The 19,741-nt window shown below is 42.6% G+C and carries 10 protein-coding genes; 4 read left to right on the top strand and 6 right to left on the bottom strand.

The annotated features are described in order from the left end of the window. Positions 1-2: 2 nt before the first annotated feature. From AC1DUD_RS07590 to AC1DUD_RS07610, 5 genes are all read right to left on the bottom strand, one after another. Complete coding sequence (locus AC1DUD_RS07590; protein WP_477373202.1) at positions 3-1,703, bottom strand: cellulase family glycosylhydrolase; 1,701 nt, start codon at positions 1,701-1,703, stop codon at positions 3-5. After that, positions 1,700-1,921, bottom strand: coding sequence for a hypothetical protein (locus tag AC1DUD_RS07595; protein ID WP_477373204.1), 222 nt, complete (start codon positions 1,919-1,921; stop codon positions 1,700-1,702). The genes AC1DUD_RS07590 and AC1DUD_RS07595 overlap by 4 nt, the downstream gene beginning before the upstream one ends. Positions 1,922-2,650: 729 nt before the next feature. Continuing rightward, positions 2,651-4,198 (bottom strand): carboxylesterase/lipase family protein, encoded by a 1,548-nt coding sequence (locus AC1DUD_RS07600; protein ID WP_477373206.1) that lies wholly within the window; start codon positions 4,196-4,198, stop codon positions 2,651-2,653. Between the two features lie 159 nt (positions 4,199-4,357). Beyond that, entirely contained in the window at positions 4,358-5,947 is a 1,590-nt protein-coding gene (locus tag AC1DUD_RS07605; RefSeq protein WP_477373208.1) for a GH39 family glycosyl hydrolase, read from the bottom strand. A 90-nt stretch (positions 5,948-6,037) separates the two neighbouring features. Further along, on the bottom strand, positions 6,038-8,884 hold the full coding sequence (locus tag AC1DUD_RS07610; protein WP_477373210.1) for a TIM-barrel domain-containing protein: 2,847 nt from the start codon (positions 8,882-8,884) through the stop codon (positions 6,038-6,040). A 1,014-nt stretch (positions 8,885-9,898) separates the two neighbouring features. On the opposite strand from AC1DUD_RS07610, the gene AC1DUD_RS07615 reads away from it, so the two are divergent. The 4 genes from AC1DUD_RS07615 to AC1DUD_RS07630 all read left to right on the top strand — a co-directional run bounded on the left by AC1DUD_RS07615 (position 9,899) and on the right by AC1DUD_RS07630 (position 17,823). Next, the gene (locus AC1DUD_RS07615; RefSeq protein WP_477373213.1) at positions 9,899-13,066 is read left to right on the top strand and encodes a SusC/RagA family TonB-linked outer membrane protein; all 3,168 of its coding nucleotides are present in this window, start codon (positions 9,899-9,901) and stop codon (positions 13,064-13,066) included. Between the two features lie 10 nt (positions 13,067-13,076). After that, positions 13,077-14,684: a RagB/SusD family nutrient uptake outer membrane protein gene (locus AC1DUD_RS07620; RefSeq protein WP_477373215.1), complete on the top strand. Its 1,608-nt coding sequence runs from the start codon at positions 13,077-13,079 to the stop codon at positions 14,682-14,684. Between the two features lie 34 nt (positions 14,685-14,718). Continuing rightward, positions 14,719-15,957 (top strand): glycan-binding surface protein, encoded by a 1,239-nt coding sequence (locus AC1DUD_RS07625; protein WP_477373217.1) that lies wholly within the window; start codon positions 14,719-14,721, stop codon positions 15,955-15,957. A gap of 498 nt (positions 15,958-16,455) precedes the next feature. Further along, positions 16,456-17,823 (top strand): cellulase family glycosylhydrolase, encoded by a 1,368-nt coding sequence (locus AC1DUD_RS07630; RefSeq protein ID WP_477373219.1) that lies wholly within the window; start codon positions 16,456-16,458, stop codon positions 17,821-17,823. Positions 17,824-18,224: 401 nt separating this feature from the next. Here AC1DUD_RS07630 and AC1DUD_RS07635 read toward each other — a convergent pair whose 3' ends face one another. Beyond that, complete coding sequence (locus AC1DUD_RS07635; RefSeq protein ID WP_477373221.1) at positions 18,225-19,736, bottom strand: alpha-L-fucosidase; 1,512 nt, start codon at positions 19,734-19,736, stop codon at positions 18,225-18,227. Between the last annotated feature and the right edge of the window lie 5 nt (positions 19,737-19,741).

Genomic DNA, 19,741 nt, shown 5'->3' on the forward strand with positions numbered 1-19,741 from the left:
TATTATATTTTCACAAAGCCCCATTGCTGATTACGGCCCCCGGAGTAAGTCCATTGGGTAACTGCAATGCCGTTGTTAAGCGAAGCCCCCGTAACATCCAAAGCCTTCCCGCTATTGGCGTTAATGATCTTATAATATCCGTTGTCGGTTAACTGAATCGACCACTTTTGATTTGCGCCGCCGTTGTAATCCCATAAATCTGCCTGTCCGCCGTTACCGGTTCCAAAGCCATACATTTCCAAACACTTTCCGGTGGCATGCATAGGGGTTAATCTATAATAGCCACCACCTGCATCTTCTACTTTAAATTGCTGGTTTGCTCCCGCTAAATAATCCCATTGGTCGGCCTGGGTTTGATTGGCAGTGCCCCAGCCCGCAAATTCCAGTGCTTTAAAACTGTTTCTGCTATAGATCTGGTAAACTTGCCCAATCTGAATGGCCGACGAAGTATTATTTTGCGTTCCCTGTGCTACTGCCGCCATCCCTTGTTGATCGGCCACTCCGTTCGTTTGCCTGTTAATGATCCTGAACGCGTTATTACCAGACGACCCGTCGTCAAAATAAAACGGGCGTAGGCCGTATTGTAATGCCTGGTGTGTGATATAATTGAGATAGTAGGCTCTGCCGGCAAGATGCAGCGTTAATGCATCTCCGGAAAGCGTTTGCAGCCGGCGGATTGCTCCATACTCTCCCAGGATAACAGGTATGCCTTTATCAATAAATTTTGATTTCATCAGCGGAAAATCTGCAACAGCGTCTGACTCCTCGCCCCAGGTTGCGTTTCGTGAAGCGTCGCTTGTAGAATGATAGCCATTGCCCCAATAATAGAACATGTTACCCCAGCTGGCATCCGCGGACAAACCGGCAAAATTAAAGGGAGTGTAATAGTGTACTTCAACCATCAGGCGATTGGACGCGGGATCCGTAGGAAGCGTATTCATTAAGCTGTTTGAGTAGTCAATACTGGTAGAGGGTCCCTGGATAAGCAGCACCCTGTAACTGTTGTGCCCGCCGGTTGACCGAACCGCATTAACAAACGTTTGATGATAAGAAAGCAATACGCCCATCCCAGTAGCGTCTGACACAGCGGGTTCATTCGCGCTGGCAAAGATAACATGTTCGTCGAAACCTCGCATTTGTGTAGCTATTTGCTCCCAAAAAGCCTTTTGCTTGGCATTAACAGCAGCTTGTGCAGCGGTTGTGCAATTGTTTTCCAGCCATCCGCCGTCCCAATGGATATTTAATATCACATACAAGCCGTCGTTAACGCAATATTGAACAACCTGCTGCACCCTGTTAAGCCATGCTTGCTGAATTTGCGCTGTGTTCTGGTCAGAATACTGATCCCAATCGCAAGGGATACGAACGGCGGTGAATCCACTTCTCTTTACCTGATCAATAAGTGCCTGGGTAACCAAAGGATTGCCCCAATTTGTTTCTCCACCTGTAGCTTCGAGTGTGTTACCAATATTCCACCCTAACTGAAATTTTGCCGCGAGCTGAGTTGCGGTACTGGTTACTCCTGTTTGATCGGGCGCAAGTGGCGAGGTGTTGTAGCTCGGGTACGATGTGCTGGATACCTTCAGTTTGCCTGTACTTGTTTCAATCGGTTTAGTACCTTGATTAACAACCTCCTGCTTTTTACAACTTGTTAAGGCGAATGCTGCAATGATGCATAAAAAATAATTAAAATTTTTCTTCATAAGAAATTGGTTTGATTGACGATATGACCGTCGTGAATAATTGGTTTATTGAGTGTGAAGTATTTAGACAACCGGGTTAAGATGAGGATCCATATCACATTACCATTAAGGCATACACCGGTAATGTTGGGGATAGTTTTAAACAGAAAACCGTTTACCGGTTTACGCACCGAATAAGTACCATTTTTTACAACAACTGCACTTATTAAAAAAATCAATAAGACACTTGCTATCCTGCGCAAAGAGAGGCTAACGTTAATTTCATTTTTCAGATAAGAATAAAAACAGGCTTGAACCGGTTTAATTGGTTAATTTATTTTCCTAAAGGCAAAGGATAACTAATAAAAAAAGTATAGGTTAAATCAACAAAACACAGCCTTAAGAATAATGGCCATATTTTAAACCAGTACCAGGTTTATTAATTTGACAGTGAAATTAGATTGATAATGGAGCACAAAAGTTAAAAAATAGGGTGCAAAATGTTTCAATTTGCAAAAACGGAAGTCTGTAAGTCATTTTTTTCAGAAATATCCTCTTCTTCACTTAAAAACGACTATCTGATGAATTATAAAAGCTCTTTTTCTTAATTTTTTCGAGTCGGAAAGGTAGGGTTTGCTTAGTGTAAATGATTCCCGGAGCTTTTATCTTACTAATGCCACACTTTGTGTTTGCGGGATTAGCTATAGTTTAAGTTTAGCTTAAAACAATGCAGGTATCCTGATTCTGCGGCTTGAATAACTGTTAAAAAAGTCAATTAACTAAAGTAAACGCACCCATAGTAAGCATATTTATCGGCACACCCAGAGAAGTATCCAAAATTAAAATGCGCCTCAGGGAGTAGCCTATACGAAATTGACTTCATCGGGTATCCAAATCAATCATACGAAAAATAGGCTGTTCATGGTTATGATACAGCCTATCTTTATTTGGATTTTATAGCACAAACCTTATTGAATGCCGGTTTTACCATCGGGCGAACGCCTCCATTTAAAATAAGCATCCAATACCTTTAATGCACCTACGTCTGGAACAGAGCCGGTATGCGCAGTTTGGGAAAAGTGCATAACCGTAGGATGAGCGGTGCTAAATGCAGGCCAATTAGGTACACCGACGCCGTTGGGGTCGCTGTACTTTGCAAAGTTTGTCCAATAAGTACTCATTACATCCGAAATTTCCAGGTCTGTTTTACTTGTTTGCGGGCTCGAGGCATCAAGCGTTCCAAATACATAAGCAACTTCCTGCGCATGAGGCGATCCATAGCCCTCACGGGGAGAGCCTACAGGGTATTCAGGGTGCTGATCAAAATAATAATAAAACACCTTCGATTTACCCTTGTCTGCCTGTAAGGTAGCCCAGCTCCAGGTTTGCCAGCCAAATGCAGCATCACGCGTCAAATCACGGGCTGTTTTTGCAACCGTACCTGTGCCGGGAGGGTAAGCTCTGATTAACTCATCGGCAAACTTACCATAGCGGTTCTTCACAGCGGTAATATAATCTTCGGGAGTTTTGGGCGGAGAAAAACTGGCGCCCTCATCAGAGTTGTAGCCCACCAATGTAGGTGTGTTGTTATATTTGCCGGCCTCATAGAGTTTATGCTGATCGTCTGGTATCGCCCAACCATCAACAATAGGCCACGCGAGCCCACGTATACCCGGAAGTTTATCAGCATCTACCTTTCGCAAACCGGCAACTGACGAAAACCCGGCACCTTTAACATAGGCTTCACMTGCAACTTCGGCATCATGCAGAGTTTTCATATTTTCGCCGGGGTAAGTTGTGCTGCGTGTAGGGCCAAATGAGCCACCGCTTTCGGAGATGGCCCCCGTAAATAACCCTTTAGCCAAAGGACTTGCACATAGCATACTAACCGCTATCCCTCCTGCCGACTCGCCGAAAATAGTTACTTTATCAGGATCTCCCCCAAAAGCCGCTATATTTTCTTTAATCCATTTAAGGGCAGCGATCATATCCAGCAGGCCATAGTTCCCTGATACATGGTTTGGGCTTTCGGCACTTAATTCGGGGTGTACCAAAAATCCAAGCTGGCCTACACGATAGGCAATACTCACCAGCACTACACCCTTTTCTGCCAGCTTTTCACCGTTATAAGCAGCCTCAGCAGTGCCACCAAAATTGAAAGCTCCTCCGTAGATCCATACAAGTACTGGAATTTTGTCGCCCGGCGACTTGGCCGGCGACCAAACGTTCAGGTACAGGCAATCTTCACTTTTTCCTGAAAAAGGGGCCGCTCCCTGTATGGGTTCCGGCGCAAATTTATCAGCCATACGAATTCCATCCCATTTTGCAGCAGGCTGTGGGGCACGCCAGCGCAACTCGCCAACCGGGGGCGCGGCAAACGGAATACCTTTGTAAATTGAAAGGCCATTTTCAGCGGCTCCCTGTATCAGCCCTTCTTTCACTTTAACCGGGGTAGGTTGTGCTTTAACAACTGCAATAGCAAGTACTAAAATAAGCGTACAAATCAAATATCTCATAAAATCATAATTGACTTACTAAAACTAATTTAACCCGTCTTGATTAACAACTATATGAACTAATGATGTATATTTTCGTGAAATTATGTTCAGCACCAGCGGCAGAAGTATCAACCATGAGCTTCATGTAAATACAAAACCCGGTAAATTGAATATTTATCAAAGCTTGATCATATTGATAAGAAAAACATCATTTTCCCTGATCTTAAGTTTCTTTGAAAATGTTCCTGAAGCATTGATTGTTATATTCTCTTTAAGAATCGCTGCACCATTATTCTGCTTTTTAAGCGAGTCGACTTGAGCCTTACTCAGCTGATTGGGTTTATTAAACGAAAGATAATTGGTATAAGCATCATTTACTTTGTAACCAGTTTTATAAAGCTCCAACCTGTATTTTCCTTTGGGCATACCAGCTATAGCCAATTCAACTTCTCCTTTTGATTTAGCGGGCAGATCCCGGACGTAATAGGACTGGTTATTAACAGAATCAGGTAAAGTGTAAGTGTAATCCCATAGCAGCACCTGAACATCGCCTTTTTTATTTTTGCAGGCCCAGGAAGAATTGTCCTGGTCGGCTATTTCGGTTTCGCCCAATTTATTTAAAAAGGAATAGGCGAAGAATGCCGGCTTCTTTATCCCCTGCGTGTTCAGCAAACCGAACCCACCGTGAAATGGGGTGAACCTGGGGCCAGGTTCCTCAAAAATGTCGGTAAATGTCCAGTACGACATGGAATTGGCTGCCGATCCGGTTTGTTTCAGCTTTTCAAGTATGTATGCCGCCGCATGATAACTATCATGTATTGGATCGGCAGGCGTATATGACGAGCTCCACTCTGTATAATGCAATTCCAATTTAGGGAGTGCTGAATTTTGAATTTGCTTGCGTGAATTCCAAACATCGCCGCTAACACTTTCCTTGTTTTTGTCAAGTACCGTACCTGTTGATCCATATTCATCCAAAAATCCCTGTTTTACACCGTAAGCGTGTGTGCTTACAAAATCAATTGGCACCGAATTTTTGTTGCAAAACGCTATCATTTCAGGCACCCATGCTGCCCCAGCTGTAGCAGGGCCGCCAACTTTGTAGGCTTGGTTTACACTTTTTATCGCTTGTGCGCTGTATTGATAGAGTTTGAAATAATCATCCTGTGAACCTGTCCAGAAACCATCTTTCAGGTTAGGCTCATTCCAAACTTCAAAATACCACGTCTTAACCTCATCAGTTCCGTATCGTTCGGTAAAATGCTGAGTGAGGTTCCTGATCAAACCTTCCCATTTTTTATAGTCTTTGGGCGGCGTTACATTCCCCCTCCACCAAAAGATGGTTTTATTACCACTTGCCAGAGCGCCGGGCATAAACCCTAATTCTACAAAGGGTTTCATGCCTATGCTTAAGATATAATCATATAAAACGTCGACATACTGGTAGTTATATTCCGGGTTTCCGTTCCGGTCCTCCCGGTAAACAGCCATATCATCTGTCAGCAGGCCGTGCATCCTGATATATTTAAAACCACATTCTTTTCTTGCAGTGGCCAGTTGTTGCTGCCAGTCGGCTCTCAAACCTTCATTTGCGCGCCCTGCCCCAACGCATACTTTAAACGAGGTGTTAAAACTTCCCTTTTCTTTATTAAAATCAAGGCTGATTATTCTTTTGGCTTCAGGCGTTTTATTGAGATTGTTGCTTTGAGCAAAAACATTACTAAAAAGCAGGCTCCCTAAAATAATTGGTAAAATTTTCTTTTTCATATTAATCATTGTATGCTCCTTACAACCAGGAGACACCTGATAGTTAGATCTTTATTTCTGATTTAAGTTAATTGGCAAACCGTTTAAAGGCTAAAATTTTAGTATTACTTTTTTTCCCTCGTAATTTACCTGCTGCTTACTGTTCAATTCAAATTGCAGCGGAACAGCTTTATTCCTGTCAACCCATACTATGTTAAACTTTCTGCTGCTTATCATATTGGCAAAACTGCCTTTCCTATTACCAATGGTCAACGTTTTTCCAGCCTCATTATAAGTCAATTGTATAGTACTGAAAGCGCCTTTTTCATAGTTGTAGTTGGTACCTTCGTCCTCGTAAAGGGTAAATTCCGCATCCTTACCCGTGTATACGTACAAGGTGATAGGATCGGCTGGTTTTTCGCCTGTATATTGTATCTCGGGGCCAAAAGGGATAATCGAACCCTCTTTTACGTACACCGGGATACGATCATAAGGTGCATCTGCCGTTATAGTTTGCCCACCAGATGCATATTTACCATCGTATAAATTATACCAGCCATTCCCCTTTGGTAAATAAACACTTCTGTTGGTAACACCATATTTGTACACCGGATTAATAAGCAAAGCCGTACCAAAAAGATACTCATCGGCTATGTTCTTCACGTTTTCGTCCTGCCCGTAATCCATTATTAAACCACGCATCAGGGTATAATCATTGTGGTATGCCATACCCGCCAAACTGTAGATATAAGGCATTAAGCGATATCGCAACTTATCATAATAAAGCATGCTTTGGTAAGCAGGATGATTTTCCGGAGCTACATTATAAATTTCCCGGTACGGAAACTGACCATGCACCCTAAATAAAGGCACAAATGAACCAAACTGGTACCAGCGTGTTATTTGCTCGCGCCATTCGGCCAGATCTTTTTCGTTTGGTTGCTCATATCGGTGCTCTACCGCAAAGCCACCTATATCCATAGTCCAGTAAGGTATACCCGACAGTGCAAAATTGATCCCCGCGGGGATCTGATTTTTCATATCATCCCAGCGGGCAGCAATGTCGCCGCTCCAGGTAGCTGTTGCATAGCGCTGCAAGCCTGGATAAGCCGAGCGGGTTAACAGGAATACACGCGCGTTTGGATTTGTTCCGCGTTGCCCTTCGTAAATACCTTTTGCATTTTGCAGCGGGAAAGCATTAAAATATTGTGTTGACGACCCTAAATAAGTGGGGTTCATAAAATCTTTCCGGCTCTGTACATTCAGGTTCGAAGTTACATCCGGTTCTGAAGCGTCCATCCACCATGAATCCACTCCTTTGGTATACAATTTTTCATTCATCAGCCCCCAGAAAGCCTCTCTTGCTTTGGGATTAAAAGTGTCATAAAACGTGGAAAAGTATCCCTTACCTACCCAATCCCGCTGACGGTTTGCTATATTACGCTTATATAGCCAACCATTTTTATCAAAGTATTTATAACTTTCAATGCCTTCATAAAATTTAGGCCATACCGAAATCATAAAATGCGTGTGGTACTCATCGTGCAGTGTATTGATCATTCCTACAGGGTTTGGGAACCGCGTTTCGTCAAACTCCTGGCTGCCCCATTGATCTTCTTTCCAGTATGACCAGTCCTGAACAATGTTATCCAGCGGTATTTTCCTGTCGCGAAATTCCTTTACAGTATTCAGTACCTCATCCTGGGTTTTATAACGCTCACGGCTTTGCCATAAACCCATTGCCCACTGCGGCAGAATCACAGCCTTACCCGTAATGGTACGATATCCGCTGATAACATCGTCGGCATTTTTTCCATATACAAAATAGTAATTGAGCTGGTTACCCGATTCTGAGTCAAATGCATATTTATTTTGCTGCTCCTGGCTTAGCGGGCTTAACCACTTTAATGCGATGAATGACTCGTCTGCATCGGGTAGCCATTCAATTTTAATGGGGTATTTTTTGTTTTTGATCAGATCGACATTTAATACCACGGTGCCGGGGTTCCAGCCCTGCCTCCAGCGGTCGGCCAGCAACTTACCATCGATCCATATTTTTACGTAACCTGCATATTTAAGCCAAAACTGATGGCTGCCGGTGTATGCTGACGCTATTGAACCCGTCCAGCTCACTTTCCCCTCTCCTAATTTATAACCCTGGGGGAAATTCTTCATGTCCTCCAAAAAAGAATAATCAATATTGGATTCCGGGCGTTGCACAAAAACATCGGTCGAATCGGCCTTTTTTGCATAAGTAGCTGTTAGCCAACCTTCGCTCCCATCCGCTGCAAATAGCTTCAGCCCCGAAATAGACTGATAATCTCGGATGTCGCCAAATTTTGTTAACGAGTAATTATCCCACAGGATACCGTAGTTTTTACTTGAAACCAGGAATGGCACTGCTACCTCAGTATTGTTCTGCAACAATTCCAGGTGCTGATTTTTAAAGTTTACGATCCCATTTTGATGCTGGCCTAAACCATAAATGGCCTCATCAGCCGGACTGTTAAAGTTTTGAACAATATGATAAGAGCTTTCGCCATTATTTGACACAGGAACAAATGCCCGTTCGGCACTTTCACTCAAAATAAGTTTACCTGCCTTGTCGGTAAAGCTTACCGTACCCTGTGGCAGCCATACATGAGCAATAACGGATGATGTTGAAAGCAATAACTGATTACCTTTTTGAACCACACCCCAGCTAACGGGAGATTTGGCACCGTCAATTGCCATTAAGCTTTTACTTGTTGAAAAGGAGCTTTCGGGAGTTGCCGTTACATGAATGATTTTATCAGAGATAACCTGCAACTGTAGCAGACCGGCATCGAGGGTTGATTTTTTAGGCAGTTTAACAATAATTCCGTCGTTTACTTTTTTATAAACATCCTGAGCAACGGCATGCGTAAATACAGCAGCCGAAAAAAAAGTACAGGTACACAACAGTACGCGTTTTAGCATAAAATTAATTAAATAGGTTATAATATAAGATTGGTTTCAACCAATAACAAAGTTCTTAATAACACAAGATGATGAAAGGTCTTCCCGGTTTTTAATAGCACAAACCTAAGAAGCAAATACGCAATCGATTGTTTACAAATAGGGACACGAATGTTAATCAACTGCTATTAGTCGATTAACATTTTGATAGCTCCAAATAAGAATAAGCTAAACAGGCAGACGGGCCTAAAATAATTTGATGTTAAACCAAAGAGCTAAGTGACCAAATCATTGGGTGAAGCGTTTATCAAAAAGGCACTGCAACTGATTAAGAAAAACATTGACAACGCCAGCCGTACCTCACATACTATAATATGTTGCTTTATAAAATGAGAAGTGCAACTACACTATTTCTTAATGAATTTAATTATTTTCCCGGGCAAATCTCTGCCAATAAAGGCCTTAGCTACTCAGTTAATATCAAATCAATATTCCCCTTTTTGCCCTTTTTGTTAATCCTTTTAGCCTGTTGCCTCCGGATCTCCTACAAGAAATCAGTTTAAATATCTGTAAATCAATTAATTAATTCAGCTTAACATTTGTATCCCTATTTATAAACAATCGATTGCGACCAGCCCTCTAATTTTATCCTCCATAAAGCGGCAATGTTCTATATCGTTGCCGTCTGTCTGATACCAACACAATGGTTAAGACGAGATAACCAATTTTAATAGTAACCTAATTTAAACTAAGCATTATGCTCAAACGCGTACTTATTAGCGCCTGTGTTATTTAACAAGGCAGACCATTAAAAACCATTTCAGGAACCATTGTAAATACCCCATCCGCGACCAGGCTGTGCTTGTATTGCCTTTGACTTTAAAAGTGTGTATGTGTCATGAACTTGCTTAAGGACGCCGGCAGTCAAAATCATCGATTCCTATTCAACAGCTTTTGTGAAACATGGTGGGGTATATAATGCCAAAAGCTTAATAAATAAACCAATTAACAAAACAATTATGAACCTCAATTAACATGGAAAAAGATTTACGAAAAAGATTAAGACATGGAGTAATGCTGTTAAGTGCTTTGCTGCTGTTAAACCTTACAGGTTACGCACAAAGCATTAAAATTACAGGCAAAATTACCGGTGCGGGCAATAAAGAACCGTTGCCTGGTGTAACCGTTAAAGTAAAGGGTGCACCAACAGGTACCCTATCGGGTGTGGATGGCAGCTATAGTGCCAATGCAAAAGCAGGAGATGTGCTGGTATTTAGCTTTATAAGTTATGCTACCCAACAAATATATGTGGGCACATCCACAGTTATCAACGTAGCACTCAAACCCTCAACAACCGATTTAGATGAAGTAATAGTAGTTGACATTGGATACGGTAAAAGAAAACGCGGAGATCTTACTGGTTCAATATCATCTGTTACCGCAGCCGATATCGCAAAAAGCCAACCTACAACTTTTGACCAGGCCCTGCAGGGAAGAGCAGCAGGTGTAATTGTGCAGCAAGTTTCAGGACAGCCGGGTGGTGACGTAAATGTGCAGATCCGCGGTTTAGGCGGCTTTGTTGGTTCACCTCCCTTATATGTTATCGATGGGGTACAGATACCACCTAACGCACAGTCAGCTATTCCGGGCAATGGTACCAATCCTTTATCCAGCATCAATCCATCAGATATAGCCTCAATGGATGTGCTAAAAGATGCCTCGGCGACAGCTATTTACGGCTCCCAGGCATCCAATGGTGTAATTATTATCACCACAAAAAAAGGGAGAGTCGGTGCCCCGCAGATTAGTTACGATGGTTATCAGGGCTGGCAAAAATTACCCAAGTATTATGATGTAATGGATTTACGGCAGTACGCCACTTTCATGAACGAAAAGGGCGTGATAATAGGTTATGATATGCGGCCGCAATTTGCCAATCCGCAATACCTTGGGGTTGGTACCAACTGGCAAAAAGCCCTTTTCCGCACTGCTCCTATGCAAAACCATAATTTGGCAATCAGCGGTGGTGATGCCAGGACAAGATATTATATATCCGGTACCTATTTCTCACAACAAGGGATCGCTTTAGGTTCAGATTTTAAAAGGACCTCAGTAAAAGCAAATATTGATAATAAAACCACTGATTGGTTAAAAGTTGGCATCAACCTGAATATGTCGCGCGTGGCCGAAAATGTTACGACTTCCAATACAGGTGTGATCAACCAGGCACTTAATCAAACGCCGGATGTAGCCGTGGTAAACCCCGACGGTACCTGGGGTGGTAATGACCCAAACATTTATGGCGCTACGGGAACCAACCCTTTCGCTATAGCCACTATTGTAAAGGATTTTAAAAGCCGCTACCAATTATTTGGTAATGCTTATGCCGAAATCCAATTTACCCGGGATTTAACCCTGCGTAATGAAGTAGCCGGAAATTTCGACTTTGCAACCGAAGATTATTTTAATCCGAGCTATGTTATGGGCTCCTATTCCAAAACTACAAACAGCGGCACCGCGACAAGCGCGCAAAATTTCTATAATTCAATTTCTAATTATTTAACCTATCAGCATACGTTTGGCAAAAAATACTGGGTAAATGTGGTGGCAGGGCATGAAGCGCAATTGACAAAAAGCAACGGCGTGTCAGCTACCCGCACCAATTTTGCAAGTAACAACGTGCAAACAATCAGTACCGGCGATGCAACAACCGCAACCAACACGGGTGTTAAAGGGCAGGGTGCTTTAGAGGCATACTTCGGCAGGGCAAACTTTACCTATGATGACCGGTATTTGTTAACGGCTACAGTGCGTCATGACGGCTCATCCAAATTTGCCGAAGCAAATAGGTGGAATACCACCTATTCAGGTGCACTGGCCTGGAAAATAAACCACGAAAGCTTCCTTAAAGGTGTGAAGGCTATTAATGATCTTAAACTCAGGCTCGGTTACGGTTTGGTAAACAATCAAAACATTTCAGAGTATGCTTATGGATCAACTTTAAATACGATATCAACCGGTTTATCGGGTAATTCGCAGATAACTGTTACTACGGGAAACCCGAATATTAAGTGGGAAACTACAAAGTCATACAACGTTGGTCTGGATGCAGCTGTTTTAAACGGGAGGATCAGTTTTTCTGCCGATGCCTATTACCGCAAAACAAATAACCTGTTGCTAAGCCTTACCATGCCTTACTACTCGGGTACATTCCCAGCCGGCGGGTATTCGCCGGGTGCGGTACAGGCCCCGTATGTAAATGTTGGCGCGGTTAGCAACAAGGGCTTTGAATTTACGCTGTCTACCCAAAACATCAAATCAAAGGATTTTAACTGGAGCAGTAACATTACTTTTTCAAGGAATATCAACAAAGTACTTACTTTGGTTGATGGAACACCGGCAATTAACGGGCAGGTAAGTAAAACTGTTGTTGGCCGTTCAATCGGCGAATTTTACGGATACCAGACGCTGGGTATTTACAAAAACGCGGCCGACTTTACAAAATATCCGGCACTGCCTCAAAACGGAGGCGGCGCTATACCTATAGCACCAACAACCGGCGGTGTTTGGGTAGGTGACGTTATTTTCAAAGACATTAACGGTGACGGTAAAATTGACGCTAACGACCAAACCTTTTTAGGCTCTCCTTTACCTAAATTTCAGTATGGTATCAATAACAGCTTCAACTATAAAAATTTCGACCTGAATGTTTTTATGACCGGCGATTACGGTAATAAAATTTATAACCAGTTAAAGGTAAATGGCGATAACCCCAATCAAAACTTTGGCTATTTCCCATCAGTGCTGAACTATGCCAAAATCGGGTTGATAGACCCTACCGGTTCCGCGTCGGATATCAACAATGTGTACATCACAAATCCATCAACCAATATTACCCGCATAAGCCAGAGCAGTGGTAATGATAACCAACGTTTCTCTGACAAATACATCGAAAGCGGTTCGTTTTTAAAATGTAAGAGCATCGCTTTAGGATATAATTTTTCAAATAGCTTTTTAAATAAGATCAAATTACGGTCGCTAAGGGTATATGTTAACGTAACCAACGTTTTCACCATAACCAAATATACCGGCTATGACCCCGAAATCGGTTCATGGAACCCTTTACAAGCAGGCATCGATAATGGATATTACGCGCAGCCCCGGGTTTACACAGTTGGTCTTAACGTATCCCTAAATAATTAAAATAAAGATTATGAAACGCATTAAAATAAATATAGCCCTGCTGGTTATCGGTATCATTATGATAAGCAGCTGCAAAAAAGATTACCTTAACAGACCACCTTTAACCGGTATTACTACCGATAATTTTTACAAAAGCGGTTCAGATTTAAGATTGGCTACAGCCACACTGTATGCACAGCCCTGGGCAAGCTGGAACAATTTCCCTCTACTGGGTATTGGAGATATTATGAGCGGCAATATGCTGCAACCGTATAACGCCGACCTGGTTCAATTTACGTCCTTTTCAATTACGCCTCAAAATAGCTATCTGGCCCAGTCATGGACAAGTTTTTATGACGTAGTAGCACATTGTAATATCAATCTTAAAGCAATTAATACTAAAATGCCCGATAGTGTAGCTGTAAAAAGTAAAACAGGTGCACTTGGCGAAATTAAGTTTATACGCGCCACGTCCTATTTTTACCTGGCCCAGTTATGGGGAGCAGTGCCTATTATTGAAGATAATGACAAACTGATAGCCAACCCCCTGGTGCCGCGCCATAAGCTTGCTGATGTTTACAAATTTATTATCAATGATTTAAGATATGCCGTGGCTAATCTGCCAAAAACTGATCAGCCGGGCCGTGTAACTACATGGTCTGCCCAGGGTATGCTGGCAAAGGTATATTTAACCAGAGCCGGTTTGAACCAAAATGGCACGCGCAACCAATCTGATCTGGACAGTGCGGCATATTATGCAGGTAGTGTTTGTAATACCAGCGGCTTAACGCTTTTACCAAGCTACTATAACGTTTTCAGAACTCAGTACAATGATAACCCTGAATCGTTATTTGCATTTCAATGGGCACCTGGCGTAGGGTATGGACAAGGCAACGCTATACAAACTCAATTTGCACCAAGCAGCAGCCTTGTTACCGGCGGAGGTGGCTGGGGTGGTGCCATTGGCCCTACGATAGATCTTGCAAACCAGTATACCACGCAGGATTCCGTACGTCGCAAAGCCACGTTTATGCTTACAGGCGATAAATATCCTGAGTTAAATGCGGCAGGGGGAGGATATACCGCTACAGGCGTCAATGTCAAAAAACACGTGGTTGGTACTGCGGCCGATAATAATTCACCTACTATGGACCTTTGGTCGTCAATTGAGCATAATGCCGTATTGCGCCTGGCCGATGTGTATTTAATATATGCCGAAGCTTTATTAGGCAACAATGCCTCTACTTCCAACGGACTGGCTTTACAATACTTTAACGCGGTACGTACAAGGGCGGGGGTTGATAAAGTTACTGTGCTTACTCCTGATGTTATCATGAAAGAAAGGCGGATTGAGCTGGCATTTGAAGGGCAATATTGGTTTGACCTGGTGCGCCTTTCCTATTATAACCCGCAGAAAGCGATATCGATAATCCGTGTACAAATCACTCCTACTACTAATCAAAATAACTCAATGCCCCGAACGCAATTTAGTTATGATCCGGCTACCGGAATTAAAACACCAGCAGCTAATGGCTTGATATTTACCCAGCCAAGCGTAAATACGTTTACACTGCCAATACCGGCAAATGATCAAACAGCAGATCCTAAGTTGCTGGAGGCACCAGTACCTTATTATTAGTAGTAGTCAGAATCATCAGATAATTCTTAAAATCATGAAAAAATTAAATCACCATATCAAAAGCTGCTTGTTGCTTGCCTTGCTTGCTACCGTTGTATTTATACAATCGGGCTGTAAAAAGGATGCATCATCATCATCAAAAGGCACCCCGGTTATTACCGCGATACGTAATTATGTAGCACATCCCGGCGATTCGCTTTTAACCAGTGTAGGTACCGGCCAGTGGGTAGTAATTTCCGGTAAGAATTTAAAAGGCGCACTCGCTATCAATTTTGATGGTGTGAAAGCCTCTTTTAACGATGCCTGGTTTTCCGATACCAGCGCAATCGCACTTATACCGGCAGTTATTGCCTTCCCTTCAGTACCTTCGGATAAGCTGAATACTATACAATATATTACCAATCATGGTCAAACCACGTTTTCGTTCCCTATTGTAGCCCCGGCACCTACAATTTCAGGCATTTCTGACGAAAGTGCCAACCCCGGAGATTCAGTTAAAATTAACGGGCTTAGCTTTTTCTTTATTAAAAGTGTTAACTATGGCGGCGTTAATATTACCAGCTATAAGCCCTCAAATGACGGTACATCCATTAGCCTGGCAGTGCCGGCCGGTTTAACCAAAGGTACTGTAACGGTAACTACCAAGTCGGGCACTGCTACCACTACCTACAATGTACATGATTTTGTTACCGGTGTATTTTGTAACTGGGATAACATCAACACCTATCCATGGGGCTCGGATACTCAAAACAGTTCTGCCGACTTTCCTGGTAACACAGGTTATTATAATGTGCTTACTGCCACCAACCTTACACCATATGATAACGCATGGTACAACGGTGGCCGTGGTGTTAATATGAATGGGGCACAATGGGTACCGGTTGCCGATATTGGTGCCAGCCTGGATAACTATGCCGTTAAATTTGAAATATCTGTTCCTAAAACCACCCCTTGGGTCAACGGCACTATTTACGTGGCAGTAAATTACAGCTTTAACTATATAGCTACATATGCCCCGTGGAAAAACGCCAGCGGCTCATCAACTCCATTCACCACCACCGGCTGGCAAACGGTAACTATCCCGTTATCCAGCTTCAGAACAAATAATGGTACAGGTACACAGGTTGCATCAATAAAAGACTTAATAGGTGCAAGTGGTAATAATGGTATGAATATCTGGTACATGAATGATGGAGCAACTGCAGTTAAGTCATTTAAAATGGCTATCGATAACATCAGGGTAGTAAAAATTAAATTAGATAAATTAAATTAAGTAAGAGAGTTAGTTGAATATAAGTGAATGCCTGGGGCCTTAACAGGAGGTCCCGGCATTTTTTACAACAAATACCTCAAATTTTCTCCTAAAAAAACCCTGCACTCAGGGCTAACCGAGGTTAAAATTTCCAAAATGACTATTGACAATATCCGGATAGCCCAAATTAAACAAGAGAGAGACCCCGTTGATTATAAGTGAATGCAAGGGGCCTTAACAGGGCCCCGGCATTTTTTACGATGACAAGCTTAGATACCCAACGGCCGACACCAGACTGATCAGTGGGCCAATAACTATACCTTTTTTTAAAATCAAAAAATAGTGCGAGGAGGTTAACATACTCGCCGGACATAAGTAAATAGATCCGTGGAAATTGATCGATAAAATTAAACACCAAGCATTATGAAGATAAAAAATCTATTTTTTTTTAAAATATTAATATCGATAACGATCCTGTCTTTTTTTTCCTGTAAAAAAACGAATAACGCCCCGCCGGAATTGACAGTAAATCAGACGGCCATAACCTTTACACCTGATGGTGGAACCCAGGATTTTTCTATTACCTGTAACGCGACATGGAACATCGTTAATCCAGAATCTTCCTGGTTACAGTTAAACACCACATCCGGCAACAGCGGCAATACTGTTATTCATTTAACAACGCTATCGGGAAACGGTACGGGATCAACACGTTCAACTACCTTAACTATAAGCTCTTCCAATGGTCAGGCAAGAACCATAAAAGTATCTCAAACAGCTAATATCTATCCCAATTATAATACTTCGGCAAAAGCTCCTGATGCAACCGGAATGAGCAGTAACGCAGTTCAGCTTGCCGCTAAAATTAAGTTAGGGTGGAATATCGGTAATACCCTGGAGGCTTCGGGTGGAGAAACAGGCTGGGGTAATCCTGTTATTACAGAAGACTATATTAAAGCTGTAAAACAACAGGGATTTAATGCCATACGCCTTCCATGCGCCTGGAACATGGGGCATTTAAGCAATCCGGCTACCGCACAAATAGATCCCAACTGGTTAAATAGGGTAAAAGAAATAGTAGGCTATTGCGTAAATAACGATATGTATGTGTTGCTTAACATTCACTGGGATGGAGGCTGGTTAGAAAATAACGTTACCCAGGTAAAACAGGATTCTGTAAATGCTAAACAAAAGGCGTTATGGGAGCAAATTGCAACAACTATGCGCGATTTTGATGAACACCTGATGTTTGCCAGTGCTAATGAACCTAACACAAATGATGCTACCCAAATGGCGGTACTTTCTTCATATCATCAAACTTTTGTCAACGCCGTTCGGTCAACCGGAGGAAAAAACAGTTACCGTGTGTTGGTGGTTCAGGGACCTTCGACCGACATGGACAAAACAAATGATTTGATGACAACCCTTCCACAAGATCAGACGGCGGCCCGAATGATGGTAGAAGTTCATTATTACTCTCCATTTCAATTTTGCCTGATGGACGGAGATGCGAGCTGGGGTAAGATGTTCTATTACTGGGGAGCAGGCCATCATTCTACAATAGAGCCCGATCGCAACGCAACCTTTGGTGAAGAAAGTGACGTAAATACCACGTTCAGCAAGATGAAAACAAAATTTGCAGACAAGGGCATTCCTGTACTATTGGGCGAGTATGGAGCTTACAGGCGTGACAATACAGCTCACGTCCCGCTGGATCTGGCAACACATAATGACGCCGTGGATTACTGGATCACTTACGTCACCAAACAGGCTAAAGCCAGCGGAATGTTGCCATTTTTTTGGGATACAGGCACTGCTTTAGACCGACGAAATTACACAGTAAAAGATCAGCGTACGATAACTGCTATCAAACAAGGTGCAAACTAAAAAAAACGCCCGGGACTTGACAAGGTACCGGGCATTTTTACGTCTATAGGCTATTGGCATCCTCAATTTCATCGGCACCGGAATTACCAAACGCTTAGCTTTTTTAGCCGAGGTCAAAACCAGCAGGACCATGCATTAGCGGCAGGCCTAATTACTTTTTTCATCTTCAGCCGGATTTGTTAAATTAACAAACCTTCTTTTAATTTACAGATGATCCGGTCTGATTTTTATAAAAATAAATATGGTAGGGAGTTGCTCATGGATTGTTTTAATGTGGCCGAAATAGCACATCGAAGTTTATCATTGCAAGAAGCTTCACGCAACCTCCTTTTAAGTAACAGGCCCTCCTGCTAATGCGGGAGGGCCTGTTACTTATTTGTTCATCTTAAAGATTCTGGTTATTAATCAGCGAGATCAATCCTAAAACCTGACACCTTCCAGGCGGGCAAGTTTACAGGCTTTTTGATAACAAGCTCGTCCGCTTCCTGCTGCCATTGTATTTTTTCCTTGCTGCCCAAAAGTTTCACTGAACGTATTTTTTTGGTATTTATTACCGACGATTTACCCAGCGATTTGATTCGAATATCTGAAGCAGGCGCGTCAAGTAGAAAAGCATACAACTTATTGCCATTACAAGTAAAGCGGACATCTTCTGCAGTATATTTTATCCGGTCTTCATTAAAGTTGTCGGATTTAACTTTTACTGCGTTCCCTGGTCGTTCTCCAAATATTTTCCATGGACGTGATCCGTATATACCCTCGCCATTGGCGGCCGTCCATTTACCTATCTCATCAAGTGTATTCAACATATCGGGTTCCAAATCCCCTTCAGGTGTTTGTACAATATTTATTAGCAGGTTCCCATTTTTACTTACTATATCTACCAACATCCGTGTAATATCAGTACCACTTTTGTAGGTTTGGCCGGTGCGGTAAAACCAATCGCCTATAGAAGTATCTGTTTGCCATGGATACGGACTGATGGAATCCTGAACACCCCGTTCAAGATCTTCTACCCACATACCCTGAGAAGGTTGCTTGCAATTATACACAGCGGTGAAATGGCCATTGTTGTAGGCCATATTTCCGTTGTAAAAATTAGCTAACATGTCCCTGCCGACATTCCCAAACGGGAACCCGCCATCTGAGTAAAGCAGGTCGGGGTGATAAGTATCTACCAGTTCTTTAATGGACTTATACCAGGTACGCTGCCATTCAGGATCTGTAGTATACCAGCCGCGATCGTCGGCTTTCGCTTTGGGATGATATAAGTCAGCATACGTTGGATCGTTAGCGTCATAAGGAACAGCCTTGTAAGCGCCGGAGGTATCCGCGCTATGTGCTGGTTGATACCACGTATAACTTGCTCCCAAATGCTCCGAAACGCCGAATTTAAGGCCATTCTTTTTAGCCTCCTTTTGCCAAATGCCAACCACATCTTTATGGGGACCCATTTGTACAGCATTCCAACGGTGCAGTGAAGAGTTCCATAAAAAGAAATTATCATGATGGGTCCCCATGCTTACAAAGTATTTTGCCCCTGCCTTTTTATATAGCTCCATCAATTTCGCAGGATCCCATTTTTCAGCTTTCCATAACGGTATGATGTCCTTATAACCAAACTTTGACGGGTGTCCGTAATGTGCAACGTGATATTTATACTGTTCACTGCCCTGAATGTACATATTACGGGCATACCAATCACCCTGGCGTGGTACAGCTTGTGGTCCCCAATGCGCCCAAATGCCAAACTTGGCATCTCTGAACCACGCAGGATATTGGTATTGTTTAAAAGATGTATCGGAAGGCTTGAAGGGGCCGTTGTTAATGGACAGCTCTTGTCCGTGCAGCATTAACGACATCCCGGACAAGACGAGGCTAAGTGCAAAAATCTTTTTAAGGTTAGTTATCATTTCAG

The sequence above is a fragment of the Mucilaginibacter sp. P4_A11 genome, assembly GCF_056402535.1.

Excerpts from the sequence above, each read along its gene's own strand:
- AC1DUD_RS07605 (WP_477373208.1), bottom strand. The coding sequence starts at position 5,947 with ATGAAAAAGAAAATTTTACCAATTATTTTAGGGAGCCTGCTTTTTAGT.
- AC1DUD_RS07625 (WP_477373217.1), top strand. The coding sequence starts at position 14,719 with ATGAAAAAATTAAATCACCATATCAAAAGCTGCTTGTTGCTTGCCTTG.
- AC1DUD_RS07615 (WP_477373213.1), top strand. The coding sequence starts at position 9,899 with ATGGAAAAAGATTTACGAAAAAGATTAAGACATGGAGTAATGCTGTTA.
- AC1DUD_RS07610 (WP_477373210.1), bottom strand. The coding sequence starts at position 8,884 with ATGCTAAAACGCGTACTGTTGTGTACCTGTACTTTTTTTTCGGCTGCT.
- AC1DUD_RS07635 (WP_477373221.1), bottom strand. The coding sequence starts at position 19,736 with ATGATAACTAACCTTAAAAAGATTTTTGCACTTAGCCTCGTCTTGTCC.
- AC1DUD_RS07620 (WP_477373215.1), top strand. The coding sequence starts at position 13,077 with ATGAAACGCATTAAAATAAATATAGCCCTGCTGGTTATCGGTATCATT.
- AC1DUD_RS07590 (WP_477373202.1), bottom strand. The coding sequence starts at position 1,703 with ATGAAGAAAAATTTTAATTATTTTTTATGCATCATTGCAGCATTCGCC.